Below are 13,016 nucleotides of genomic sequence, written 5' to 3' on the forward strand. Positions count from 1 at the left end.
TCTGATTCCGGCAGCACTCTTTCTGATTTTCCTGCCTAGCAACAAACTGAAAAGATAACAAAAAACCGGTCCGAACATCATGCTCGGACCGGTTCTCATTTTACATAAAGTAAAAGGATGCTAGACTAAACGTCTAACACCCTGTATTTACTGTGGTAGGCCACCAAGGACTTGAACCTTGAACCAACGGATTAAGAGTACCGGTCTACCGAATTTATCCCGCCTTAACTCAGTCATAAGTTGTTTAATTCAAAGAACAACACTCTTTAACCTACCTTATTTGATTTAAGCTCAAATTACCTTATTTAGGGATTTTTATGGGGAATAGCATGGGAATAGCATGCCCTACCCCTTACGGAATTCCGCGTAAAATTATGGAAAGAGTAGTCCAGCTATTCCCCACAAACAGGTAAAAAAGGTAAGGTCATGGCAGCAAAAAAAAGAATAAAACCGCATACAAAGGCGTGTTTTACATCACCAGCACCAACCCCACATCCGGGGCAAATGAAAGGATCTACTACATCCGTTATTATAAGAACGGAAAATCCATTGAAGAAAAAGCCGGTCGCCAGCATCAGGACCGCATGACACCCGCCAAGGCGAACCGGCTCCGAGTGCTGCGCATCGAAGGCAGAGTTGACTCCAATGAAGAACGTAAAGAAAAAATCCGCACTGAGCGATCCAAGCAGACCGTCAGCCGCCTTTGGGAAGCCTTTTATGACGCCAAGCAGGAAAACAAGAGCATAAAAGACGACCGCAACCGCTGGCGCAGCTACCTGCTCAAGGATTTCGGCAACAAGCTGCCCGAAGAAATCACCACTATGGATGTGGATAGCCTCCGCCGCAAGCTTCAAGATCGCGGCCTTGCTCCCGGCACAGTCAAACAAGGCTTAGTCCTGCTGAAACGTATCCTGAATTTCGCAGCCAAACGTGGACTTTGTGAACCTATCAATCCCGCTCGGCTTCATTTTGAAATGCCAAAGCTCAACAATATCAAAACGGAAACCTGACCAGCAAGCAGCTCTCCACTCTTTTAGAAACTATAGAAAAGGAACCGAACAGAGCAGCAGCCAGCATTATGCTTATGGCCTTATACACAGGCATGCGTAAGGGCGAGATTTACAGATTACAATGGCAGCATGTAGACTTCGAGCGCGGTTTTATCCTGATCCACGCACCCAAGGGCGGAATTGATCAGCGTATCCCAATAAACACCCCGGCCAGAAACGTTCTCGAAGATCAATACACCAGAAGCGGTAATTCTGAATGGGTGTTCCCCGGTAGATTCAAAGGACACGTCAAAGACATGCGCGAACCTTTTGAACGCATCCGCACCAATGCGGGGCTGCCCAAAGACTTCCGGCCCATGCACGGACTACGTCATGTCTTCGCTTCCACTCTTGCCAGTTCCGGGAAGGTAGATATGTACACCCTGCAAAAGCTTCTCACCCACAAAACGCCAGCCATGGTTCAAAGATATGCCCATTTACGGGATGACGCCATGCAGCGGGCCAGTGAGGTTGCTGGGGATATGTATAGGGCGATGCAGAAGAAGACTCACGCTTAACCCAAATTAATGCCTAATATTTTAGTCATAGATCAATTTAGAGACTATTTTATTAGGCATTAAAATGAAACAAACTTCGTAGGACGGGCTCAAACCTCATCTTCAAAAACGAGGAACGGGATCAGGACTGAACATTTTTTTTGCATGCCGGTTGACCTAAGATTACAGAAGTCATAAGATTAAAGGTAGAATCATAAAAAGCACACAACTTTACCGACAGTGGTACTTTTAAGGAGATCATTCAATGGATAAAGCATGCGAAAATTGTCGTTACTACCTTCCAAGCCAAATGGACTACAAGGAAGACGGAATATGCAGGTTCTCGCCTCCAACAGTTTCACCAACCTCAGATAAGGCCATGGGAATTTGGCCAAGAGTAAAAAAAAACGATTGGTGCGGCAAACACTCTCCCAAAAATAACCACCCTCCTCATCTAAAAAAGATGGCTATATCCTGAGACATTTATGCTAAGACTTCTAACAAAAATCAGACATAAGATATACTTAGCTGTCATTATATTGATAATTCTTTTTTTCGTATTGTTTATCATCCAAAATACTGAGCAGATTCAGATCGCGTTCTTATTCTGGACTATTCCAATATCACGTGCATTAGTACTTTTGGGAACCTTACTCATTGGTATTCTTATTGGAACAATTGCGACTATAGTGAAAGGTATATGGGACCAAAAAGCAACGTCAACAAGTGATGTGGAAAAATCCAAACTCCAAAATAAGATTTTGGAGCAGGATGATGTGATCACAGATATGCAGTCTGAACGGCTCAAATTCAAATTAAGTCTTGAAGAATTTGATACAAAATCTCAAAATGCCATAGATCGGATTGATGGTTATAAGAAAAAACAACGTATCACAGATGCCGAATTAACAATAAGTATTGCTGATCTGGATGATGCAAACCAATCTATCTCTGTACTCAAAACCGAAATAGACCGTTTACATGAAGAAATCGAAGCGAGAGAATTAATAGAGAAAATGATCCAGCACGATCTCAGAAGTGCTTTGATAGCTTCAGCATCATTACCAGAATCAGTTCTTTCTGATCCCAACTTAACTGACAAACAAAAAATCATTGTACGACTGATACGGGACAGTGGGGAAAAAATGCTTGAGATACTTGATTCAAGCTTAACACTTTATCGGATAGAAGAAGGAACTTATGCAAAAGAATTTACGACTGTAAACCTATTCAAAATAATCACAACTATTGTCGAACGTATCGCTAGTTCCCATTCAAATTACGAACATGAAATTTCAATCACCTGCATGGACGCTGATGGCGCTGAAAGTGATATTTTCCCAGTAACTGGAGATAAATTTCTTCTCTACAGCATCTTCATGAACCTACTTACAAATGCATTAGAAGCTTCTCCTCAAGGAAAGCCAATTTCAGTTATTCTTAGTAAAAACAAATATTGTTCCATCGCTATTAGTAACTACGGATCAGTGCCAGAAAGCATAAGAGACACTTTTTTCAACAAAATGGTTACATCAGGCAAAGAATTCGGAACTGGATTGGGAACATACTTAGCCATGATGATGGTCAAAGCTCAAAATGGCAATATTGAATTGAACAGTTCTAACCCCGAAATGACAACTATATATGTCCATCTGCCAAAGACCTAAATGAAGAGAAGCGCAAACTGTCAGGGTAGCCTCCTTTATTCCTTATCAAAACTGTCTACTACAATAGCGCCCATAGAAGCTGGCATAGTTATGACTATCAGACGTTTGATTGCGACTTCAGGATCTGAAATTAACGGAAACTTATCCAAGGCAAAAAGAAGGAGAGCAACCACTAAACTTGCAATAGTATAGGCAACAAAAAGACGAAAAAAGAAAGCTCCGATCCTATGTTTCACATTCCCTCGAAAGACGCTTTCATAAGTGAAAAAAGCTAAAAATAAAACCGACAAACTAAAAATCAAAAACAAATTCAGCAACGGTAAAGCCGGGGCTATGCTCCAAGCTTCCTCGGAAAAAGAAATCGGTACCGCCAATGCAAACGCCCCCACAAAAGTTTGGCTCAGATCTTCAAAATTAAAATGCGATTTCATCTCAGCGACTCCGTCTTAGCAATGGACAATTTGTTATTTCAGTATGTTCAACACCAATTTTTCTACACAAAACCAGATAGGCTGTATCCGCATTCTCGGCAACAGACACACCAATCTAGTCCTGATTCGAAATACACAGAAAAGGACGGATTAGCGATATACAGCCATTCGCCCCATCTCAGTCAACCGATACTTCTGATTTCGACTATTGGGCTTGTCGGGAATGGTCATTCCCACAAGCCCTTCTTCCAGTGCGGGCTTGAGGTAAAGTTCCCTGAATGATTTACGATCCTTAAGGCCTAAAGCTGTTTGCAGCTCATCACGACTCATTTCACCGGATATGATTTCTATCAATGCCTTAACTTGGGGGGTAACATGGGGGCCGACTTGGGGGGTCGCAGATAAAACTGCATCCAAAATCATCCTGAGCATGAACTCTATGAAAGGGGCTGAATCAGCTTTATCTGTGCTCTGTTGCAGAGCGTCATAATATTCTTCTTGGTGTTCATAAACCAGACTTTCAACCGGGATATCTGCGAACAGCGGATTCCAACGAGTCAAAATAAGAGTCTGCCACAAACGGCCCATACGACCGTTGCCGTCCGCAAAGGGGTGGATAAATTCAAATTCGTAATGGAATACCGAGCTGGCAATCAAAGGATGGTCTTCAGTAGCACCCAGCCATGAAAACAGATCCTGCATAAGTGCCGGAACTCTATCGGCAGGGGGAGCCATGTGAATCACCCTATCCCCGGCTATAACGCCCACGCCGGAACGGCGATACATACCAACCTCGTCAATCAGTCCGGCCATGAGCACGCTGTGCGCCTCCTTCAAATCCGCTTCACTCTCCACCGACCAATCATCGAACCGGTCATAAGCAGCAATGGCATTACGCACTTCCTGAATCTCACGGGGCGGAGCTATTACTCTTTGCCGTCCAGAATTGCTGTAATCTGCTCTTCGCTAAGGTTGTTACCTTCAATAGCCAGTGATCCACGAATAGTGCGAACACGGTTAATGCGTCTTAGTCTTAGCTCCTTTGAGCTATCGGTTAAAACGGTCAAACGCCCTACTTCCTCGCTTATCTGGGCTATCAGATTTACGATGAGTGGGGTTATTGTGTGGGGTGGGTGGTAGGTTGGCATGGGGGAAGTTTAGCAAGGTCTTAAATTGTAAACAATATTAATGTTTGAAAGTATAACCAAAGCCCCCCTTCGAGAAAAGAACTAACAACTCAAACGATTAAGTTGGGAAACTTTAATCCTGAGGGCCAATTAGCTGTATTAGTTCCGACTTGATCTGACATTTCCTCTTGAAACAGAAGAGGTTCTCCTTTTTGATGGGAATACTAAGGAACCATCAAAACAGGGCACCGTGCCCAAGGAGAACCACATGTCCAGTTTCAATCAAAACATCATAAAACACAAGATAGGTCTGCTGAATCTGGCGGAAGAACTCGGTAATGTTTCCAGAGCTTGCAAGCTGATATGGTGATCAGGCTAATAATGAAAGTTTTACCTGAAGAATTTGGACATGGCGGAAGGTGGGTATATCACTTGCCTAAAATTTTAGCCAAACTTGAAGAGCTTGGTTTAGAAAACGACTCAAGGATTCAAAATCTGCGAAATAGATACGATTTGCCAAGTTAGACTTTAATGAATTAAACTATAGCTACAAACAACCACCAATTTAAACAATTTTTAAAACCGGAAAACAAATATGGATTTAAACAAAATTCCAACCAAAACCGGGAGAGAACCGGGAGAGACCTCCAAAAACAAAAAGTAAAAGGGCGCTAGACTAAACGTCTAACACCCTGTATTTACTGTGGTAGGCCACCAAGGACTTGAACCTTGAACCAACGGATTAAGAGTCCGCTGCTCTACCAATTGAGCCAGTGACCCGTGTCGTGAGAATGGGTTTAGAGACATTCACTCTGGATGTCAATCAGTTTTTTATTTTTTTATTTAAAAAAGGCAACTAAATGCGTTTTAAGCTAATTTGTTTAATTTTATTGAGTTTCATTTCAACCTTTGCGCTTATCTGTCCGCAAACGGCCCTCAGTGCCCAAAATCAGAATCCCAACCTGAATACCAAATGGAATCTTTATAGCCTCAGCAAAGAAGACCAGAAACAAGTCGGACTGAAAACCAACATTCTGGTTGGATTGATGCTTGAGCCTATGAACGGCTGGTACACATATTCCAACAATCCGGGCAAGCTGGGCCAACCGACTACCCTTAAAGTCACCCTGACCCCGGATAACACTATTCTTCCAGCCATCTACCTCCCGGGAAAACTCAAGGATGATCCCTTTAACAAAGGTAAAAAAGTCTCAACTTACTCAGACCCGACCCCGATTCTGGTGCCAGTGCCACCGTCCTTGAAATCCTTCACACTAAAGGCCAAGCTATCTCTGCTCATGTGCTCCAAGACAGCCTGCCAGCCTTTCAGGACTGATCTCAGTTTCTTCGGCATGGCGGTATCACCTGACAAACTTCCGCAGGCCAGCCTACAACCTTGGTGGCCGGAATTTGTAAAAATGCGCAAGGGAGCCAAAACCATCAAAATCTCCCTAAAAAATATCGCAGCCAAAGTTGAAGTTATAAAGACGGAAAAAGATGCTATATCCCAGCCGCAAAAGACCGCTCCTCCTGTTCAGGATGTAGAGAAAAATGGAACTGAATCCACGTTCTCATTCGACTCCCTAAAGCCCCGCTCCTTCACACCGGGGCTTGAAGTAACAGATCTGACAACCGCAATCCTCTTCGGGCTGCTGGCCGGATTCCTGCTTAACTTTATGCCCTGCGTACTTCCGGTGATCAGCCTGAAGCTCTCTACCCTGCTCGCCGGGGCGGGACATGAAAGCGCGGAAGAACAGAAACGCGGTTTCAGGGAACACAATATTTTCTTTGCCCTCGGCATCCTGCTCTACTTCGGGGTCCTCAGCTGCATCCTCGGTATGACAGGTATGGCTTGGGGCCAGATTTTCCAGAAACCGCCGGTGGTCATCGGGCTGACCGGGATTGTATTCGCACTCAGCCTGAGTCTGTTCGGACTGTTCAATCTGCCCATTGTGGACCTCAAGCTTGGATCTGAAAACAGCGGACCGCGTAGACAGGCTCTGTTTACTGGAGTGCTTGCCACCCTTCTGGCGACACCGTGCAGCGGCCCCTTTCTCGGCGGGGTGCTAGGCTGGGCCATGGTGCAGCAGCATTATGTGATCAGCTCGGTTTTCCTGAGTGTAGGCGCAGGCATGGCTTTGCCTTACATTTTAATGGCAATTTTCCCGGCACTGGCAACCAAATTTCCTAAACCCGGAGCATGGACCATATGGATTGAACGGGCCGCAGGATTTTTTCTTGCCGGAACCTGTATCTACCTGTTCAGCATCCTACCAGAGGATATGTACATCCCAACCATGATTTTCCTCTGGTTCACTGCTGTGGGAGCTTGGATGTGGGGGCTTTCCGCAGGCGCGGACAAGAAATCAATTATGTACCTGCTGCGTATCGGCGCGCTGACAATCTGTATCGGGGCAGGATTCTGGGCCGCAACTCCGCAGGAACGTACAGCACACTGGATCGGCTTTGAGCAGCAGGATTTCACTGCTCGCTTGGGACACGAAGCCATGCTGGTAGAATTCACCGCTGACTGGTGCCCGTCCTGCAAAGTTCTTGAACAGACCGTACTAACTCCCGCCAACCTCAACCGCTGGCAAGAACAATACAACCTGACCTTCATCAAGGTAGACCTCACCGCCCCGGACAAAGTGGCTGACAAATTCCTGCGTGCACTGGGCAGCCGTTCCATTCCGCTGGCAGCCATCTTCAAGCCCGGAGAGGACTCATCATCCCCCACGGTCATCCGCGACCTTTACACAACCGGACAGATGAATGAGGCTTTAAGCCAGACACTCAAGTAAGGAAAGATTATGCATAACGATTCATCATCACACGGATTCTTCAGCTGGAATGAACTGCTGACAAGCGATCTGGAAGCGGCCAAGAAATTCTATGGCGGCCTTCTGGGCTGGACCTTCAAGGAGTCAAAAACCATATACGGCGACACCTATCTGACCGCTTTCAAAGACGGGCGCATGGCAGCAGGCATGATGATCAAGCCAGCCGGCACACCAGAACACATCAAAGGCTGTTGGGACCCGTACATCACGGTTGATGACGTGGAATCTGCAGCGACTCAAGTCGAAGAAACAGGCGGCAAGGTTATGCTTCCGCCCACCAAGATTGAGGGCGTCGGGAGGTTCTGCGTAATTCAGGACCCGCAGGTAATTTACCTGAACCTGATTACCTATAAAACAAAAAACTAATGAAATCAGTAATCTTATACATATTCTCAGGTCTGCCCGGATCAGGTAAAAGTACTCTGGCTCAAGGTTTAAGCTCTGAATTAAAATGTGCCTATCTCAGGATAGATACGATTGAACAGGCAATACGAGACCTCTGCGAGTTCAAAGTAGAAGGCGAAGGGTATCGCCTTGCTTATCGGGTTGCTTCAGATAACCTTAAATGCGGTATCAGCGTGGTTTCCGATTCCTGCAACCCCATAGAATTAACCCGCACAGAATGGAAGGACGTTGCCGTAAATGCCGGTGTTAAGTTTATTAATATTGAAGTTGTTTGTTCTGACAAGGCCGAGCATAAAGAACGAGTCGAAAAAAGGACTTCATCCGTGGCAGGATTAAAGCTACCTACTTGGGAACAGGTGGAGCAACGCGATTATCACGCTTGGAAGTCGGAAAGAATTGTGATGGACACGGCTGGTAAAACCGAGACAACATGCCTTCAAGAGCTGATCTCTTCAATCAATGAGTGGAACAAAAGGATTTAAGCACCATCCACCCTTTACGACAGCCCCACAGTCAGTTATCAGGTGGCTCAACGCAACTAAAAAACATTACATAAATAAAGGAAGCGTATGCTCAATTTTCAGATATTTATCCCCACTCGCATCGTATTCGGTCCCGGCAAACTTGCAGAACTGGGCACCATGCCTCTGCCCAAAGGCAAAAAAGCAATGGTTGTCATCGGCGAATCCGGTGCAATGATCAAAAACGGTTACCTCGATAAAGTTCAGGCCCTCCTCGCTAAGCAGGATGTCTCCACCGTGGTTTTCGATAACATCTCTCCCAACCCGAAATCCGATCAGGTTGACGAGGCTGTAAAAATCGCCCGAGAGAAAGGAATCGACTTCATCGTTGCACTTGGTGGAGGTTCCACTATCGATGCATCCAAAGCCATCGCTCTTTTGACCACCAACGTAGGCAAATGCTGGGATTACATGCAGTCCGGTTCCGGCGGCGGTGTTAACCCAGAAAATCCGGCAGCACCCCTCATCGCCATCCCCACCACAGCGGGAACAGGCACGGAAGCGGACCAGTGGGCAGTGATCAGCAAATCCGACGGCATTGAAAAAATCAGCCTCGGTAATGATTCCACCTTCCCGACTATTTCCATCGTTGACCCGGAACTCATGGTCAGTGTGCCTCCGCGCACAACTGCCTACACAGGTATCGACACATTTTTCCATGCTGTGGAGACCTTCCTTTCCACCGCTCACCAGCCTATGAGCGACATGCTGGCCCTCGAAGCTGTCCACCTGAGCAGCCATTACCTGCCCATGGCAATTGCCGAAGGTGACAACATCGAAGCCCGCACAGTCATGGCATGGTCCAGCACCGCCGCAGGTATGTGCGAGACCCTTTCCCGCTGCATTTCCCAGCATGCACTTGAACATGCCCTGAGCGCAAAATACCCCGAATTACCGCACGGCCTCGGCCTTGCCAAGCTTTCCGTACCCTATTTCAAGCGCCTGGTCCCGGAAAGTCCGGAACGTTTCGAAGATCTAGCCATGGCTATGGGTTACGATACCCAGCAGTTTGACGAGAATATGCGCTCAACCGTCTTCCTTGAAGGACTTCGCTCCCTGCTCGAACGGACCGGATTCAACGAAGAATCGCTCAAAGATTACGGTGCAAAAGAAGAAGATGTTGCCGAACTGGTGGATATCGCCGAGCAGACTATGGGCAAGCTTTTCGAGTTCACCCCCGCGAAGATGGAACGTGAAGACCTTGAATGCATCATGTCCGAAGCTATTGCAGGTTAAATATAATTAACTTCGAGCTGCTAGACTTGATTATTAAAGGGGGAACTCAATCTGTGGGTTCCCCTTAATTTCGAAAAAACTGCTAATTGACATTGTAGTGTGCTCTTTTATAAGTATAACTACAGACAATTAAAGAATTTTGGCATATTTCAAAGTGTTGGTAGCTGGGGATCGGAGGAAATTACCGCACAATGACTAAAAAGCAGAAAAGAATAATTCAGTGCCCGTTTTGTGACAGCAACCGCTTGTATTTCAGGCGGGGGCTGGTTTCTGACGTGCTAATTTCACTGCTCGTACCGGTCAGGTCCTACACCTGTGGTTCGTGCAGTCGCAGTTTTCGCCGCTATGGCAACTACTTCACCAGCAAGCAGGCTCTGATCCATATTTTCGGAGCATTGGCAATCCTCGCCTTTATGAACCCGCAATTGCTCTTACCTGAAAGCTGGCTGCTTAAAGAGGACTCAAAAGTCGCGGAACAATCCGAACAGGCTGAAATTGAACTCATTGAAGCCGAACCGGAAAACGAACTTCCCCTGCTCTCCATGGCTATTGCCAATGCGACCAACAGCAGTGTCGCGATTGAAAATGGAACTATTGCGATCCCAACTGATAACGGCACTGCCAATGAAATGCATGGCAATGGAACAGAGACCAATGCCACGCAAACTAATTCCACTTCAAAAACCATTCTGGCCTTCAACGGTACGGACGTAAGCAATGCTACGACTGTAGAGAATGTTGATGCGAAAGAGCCGGAAGGCACAAAGCACGGCTTGCAGGAAGGCAAGCTCAAATCAATCTATTTCAAAGAAGTGGACAGCAAAACCAGAATCAGCCTTGATCTCGGCGGCTCGCCCTTGTCTTACACATCGTTTTTCCTGAAAGATCCCAACCGCCTTGTGGTCGACATCCAAGGCAAGTGGGATTACTTCGGACCCACCGTGCTCAAGCCGGAAAACCCGATCTTCTCACGCTTCAGGATCGGCATCTACGATGACAAAATCCGCATGGTCATGGACCTCAAGGGCCAGACCCCGGCCCCGGTCATCAACAAGACTGCCAGCGGACTTGATATTGATGTGAAGTAGAATTTAGATATAAAGGATGAAGACAAATCCCCCGCAGCCAGATAGTTGCGGGGGATTCTATTTTCTTAAGCTTACAAAAGAAATGGATTGAACGATTCTGCCATGTCGCGTTAGACTCACCGACAATTGATAATCCTAAATCCTTAAACGGAGATCAAACATGACCAACCCGATTATCGAAGAACTTACCTGCCGTTATACCTGCAAAAAATACGATTCATCCAGACGCATTCCAGCTGATAAAATAGCTGTGATTAAAGATGCCCTGCGTATGTCACCATCATCCGTAAATTCTCAGCCTTGGAAATTCATCGTCCTTGAAAGTGATTCCGCCAAGCAGCGTTTCCATGGCACTTTTGCCAATAAATTCCAATTTAACCAGCCCCACGCAACTGAAGCATCCCATATAATTCTATTTGCTTACAATCCGTACTTCACAAAAGAACAATACCAAAAAGTGGTAGATGCCGAAGTTAAATCAGGCCATCTGCCAGCTGCTAAGCATGACGAAATGATGGAGAAAGGAATGTTCTTTGCCGGCCTGAACACTGACGAAACAGGATACAACGGCTGCTGGACCAAGGCCCAGACCTATCTCGCTTTGGGTAATACCCTACACACTGTTGCACGGCTTGGAATTGATTCCACTCCCATGGAGGGTGTTGATTCTGAACTTATCGGTAAAATATTCAAGGAAGAACTCGGCGGATACGTATGCGAAACAGCATTGGCGCTGGGGTATCATCTGAAAAACGGTGACTACAACCACGGACAGCCTAAAGCGCGGCTTCCGCTGGAAGATGTCGTAACAGTTTTATAAAAAAAGGTTGCGCAGGCTGTAAAACAACCTGCGCAACCTTTTATTTTTCAGCCCAGCAGTTACTCAATGCAAATGATATCATAATCATCTCCGGTAAGGCACTCTGCACCGTCAGCAGTAACTTCGAAAGTGTTTTCCACCCCGACCATACCTATTCCGGGGATACCCTGCTTCGGCTCAAGGGCGAAAACCATGCCTTCTTCAATGGGAATATCAAATCCCTTGGCAATGGGCGGGAAGCCGTCCACGGTCAGGCCGATACCATGCCCGATAAAGGGGACCTTGCATTCACCAATGCCCATGAATCCTTCCAAGAATCCCTCTTTCTCAGCTTGCGCCATAACCTTGGCGTAAACATCGCTGACAAGATTTCCGGGATAAAGGAGATCTGCGGCCATAGCCTGCATATCCTGACAAAAATACTGTGCATCCAGAACTTCCTTAGGAATGGAGCTTTTAGGACCGGACCAGTAAACCTGTGTCTTATCAGTATGATACCCTTCCATGACAAATCCGCAGTCAACTGAAAGAGGCGCACCTTTTTCCCAGAATTTATCGCCGCTACCCATAAACGGGGAAACCGGATGAACTCCGCGCAACCCAAGCGGACCATTGAAGGAACTGGGATAAATACCGGAATCACCAGCAGAAATATGACCGAGGAAAATTTCCTCGTTGAAAGTCTGCATGCGCATGTGCCCCTCATGACCAAGCTCAAAAAAGATATTCCAAAGATACTTTGCTATCTCCAGTTCGCTCATTCCTGTCTCGATTAATTCCGGCAACACCTCAAACAGCGCGGTGTGATGCAGGTGCCCCACTTCGCGCATGATTTCCAGTTCCCACTCGGATTTCACAGCACGGGACAAGGCCAAGACCATATCTCCGGGAACAAATTTATATTCGGACATGCGGGAAGTAAGCATTTCCCCAAGCTGCCATGTAAGCCCTGCAGTCTCCGCGCCCATAACCTCGGTCAGCGGCTGACCCAACTCTTTGGCAAGGGGGGCGAGGTCTTTAAAAGACCTGAAACTCACGATATTCTTGATGGAACTTTCAATATTTGCACGGTCGCAGGATTTGCGGACAAAAAGAACAGGCTCTCCTTCCAGCGGAAGCCATACTGCGCCGTTGACAAATGAGCCTGAGAGGTAATAAATCTGCAAACGCGAAAAGCAGAGCATGCCCCCAGCTTGAGGAGCTACTTCGGGCAGGAAGCGACGGCATTTTGCCCAGCGGGCTTCAAGTTCACTGCGCGGAACAACGACATTGGATTCCAGATCAGACATGAGTTATACTCCTTGGATGTATCGGATTCATATAAATAAGGATTCG

At 46.5% G+C, this 13,016-nt stretch carries 13 protein-coding genes and 1 tRNA gene; 9 read left to right on the forward strand and 5 right to left on the reverse strand.

What is annotated here, in order from left to right; translation table 11 throughout:
• Positions 1-464: 464 nt before the first annotated feature.
• The 3 genes from ACKU40_RS08960 (at position 465) to ACKU40_RS08970 (ending at position 3,213) form a co-directional block, all read left to right on the forward strand.
• Positions 465-1,010: a hypothetical protein gene (locus tag ACKU40_RS08960; protein ID WP_320176176.1), complete on the forward strand. Its 546-nt coding sequence runs from the start codon at positions 465-467 to the stop codon at positions 1,008-1,010.
• A 32-nt stretch (positions 1,011-1,042) separates the two neighbouring features.
• Positions 1,043-1,567, forward strand: coding sequence for a site-specific integrase (locus ACKU40_RS08965; RefSeq protein ID WP_320176370.1), 525 nt, complete (start codon positions 1,043-1,045; stop codon positions 1,565-1,567).
• Positions 1,568-2,031: 464 nt separating this feature from the next.
• Positions 2,032-3,213: a HAMP domain-containing sensor histidine kinase gene (locus ACKU40_RS08970; protein WP_320176177.1), complete on the forward strand. Its 1,182-nt coding sequence runs from the start codon at positions 2,032-2,034 to the stop codon at positions 3,211-3,213.
• 35 nt (positions 3,214-3,248) lie between these two features.
• On the opposite strand, the gene ACKU40_RS08975 is transcribed toward ACKU40_RS08970, so the two are convergent.
• The 4 genes from ACKU40_RS08975 to ACKU40_RS08990 all read right to left on the reverse strand — a co-directional run bounded on the left by ACKU40_RS08975 (position 3,249) and on the right by ACKU40_RS08990 (position 5,551).
• Positions 3,249-3,644, reverse strand: a complete 396-nt coding sequence (locus ACKU40_RS08975) for a DUF2391 family protein (protein ID WP_320176178.1) — start codon at positions 3,642-3,644, stop codon at positions 3,249-3,251.
• A gap of 150 nt (positions 3,645-3,794) precedes the next feature.
• Positions 3,795-4,544, reverse strand: a complete 750-nt coding sequence (locus tag ACKU40_RS08980) for a Fic family protein (protein WP_320176179.1) — start codon at positions 4,542-4,544, stop codon at positions 3,795-3,797.
• 26 nt (positions 4,545-4,570) lie between these two features.
• The gene (locus ACKU40_RS08985) at positions 4,571-4,711 is read right to left on the reverse strand and encodes a hypothetical protein (protein WP_320176180.1); all 141 of its coding nucleotides are present in this window, start codon (positions 4,709-4,711) and stop codon (positions 4,571-4,573) included.
• Between the two features lie 764 nt (positions 4,712-5,475).
• Positions 5,476-5,551: transfer RNA gene (locus ACKU40_RS08990), tRNA-Lys, on the reverse strand.
• Positions 5,552-5,661: 110 nt separating this feature from the next.
• On the opposite strand from ACKU40_RS08990, the gene ACKU40_RS08995 reads away from it, so the two are divergent.
• The 6 genes from ACKU40_RS08995 to ACKU40_RS09020 all read left to right on the forward strand — a co-directional run bounded on the left by ACKU40_RS08995 (position 5,662) and on the right by ACKU40_RS09020 (position 11,681).
• Complete coding sequence (locus ACKU40_RS08995; RefSeq protein WP_320176181.1) at positions 5,662-7,572, forward strand: cytochrome c biogenesis protein CcdA; 1,911 nt, start codon at positions 5,662-5,664, stop codon at positions 7,570-7,572.
• 9 nt (positions 7,573-7,581) lie between these two features.
• On the forward strand, positions 7,582-7,977 hold the full coding sequence (locus ACKU40_RS09000; protein ID WP_320176182.1) for a VOC family protein: 396 nt from the start codon (positions 7,582-7,584) through the stop codon (positions 7,975-7,977).
• Positions 7,977-8,498, forward strand: a complete 522-nt coding sequence (locus tag ACKU40_RS09005; RefSeq protein WP_320176183.1) for an AAA family ATPase — start codon at positions 7,977-7,979, stop codon at positions 8,496-8,498. The genes ACKU40_RS09000 and ACKU40_RS09005 overlap by 1 nt, the downstream gene beginning before the upstream one ends.
• An 87-nt stretch (positions 8,499-8,585) precedes the next feature.
• Entirely contained in the window at positions 8,586-9,773 is a 1,188-nt protein-coding gene (locus ACKU40_RS09010) for an iron-containing alcohol dehydrogenase (protein WP_320176184.1), read from the forward strand.
• 191 nt (positions 9,774-9,964) lie between these two features.
• Positions 9,965-10,861, forward strand: coding sequence for an AMIN domain-containing protein (locus ACKU40_RS09015; protein WP_320176185.1), 897 nt, complete (start codon positions 9,965-9,967; stop codon positions 10,859-10,861).
• A 160-nt stretch (positions 10,862-11,021) separates the two neighbouring features.
• Positions 11,022-11,681, forward strand: coding sequence for a nitroreductase family protein (locus ACKU40_RS09020; protein ID WP_320176186.1), 660 nt, complete (start codon positions 11,022-11,024; stop codon positions 11,679-11,681).
• 59 nt (positions 11,682-11,740) lie between these two features.
• On the opposite strand, the gene ACKU40_RS09025 is transcribed toward ACKU40_RS09020, so the two are convergent.
• Positions 11,741-12,970 carry a Xaa-Pro peptidase family protein gene (locus ACKU40_RS09025; protein ID WP_320176187.1) on the reverse strand — a complete coding sequence of 410 codons (1,230 nt, stop codon included), beginning with the start codon at positions 12,968-12,970 and terminating at the stop codon, positions 11,741-11,743.
• Positions 12,971-13,016: the final 46 nt, after the last annotated feature.

The sequence above is a fragment of the Maridesulfovibrio sp. genome (genome assembly GCF_963666665.1).
In the GTDB taxonomy this organism is placed as follows: domain Bacteria; phylum Desulfobacterota; class Desulfovibrionia; order Desulfovibrionales; family Desulfovibrionaceae; genus Maridesulfovibrio.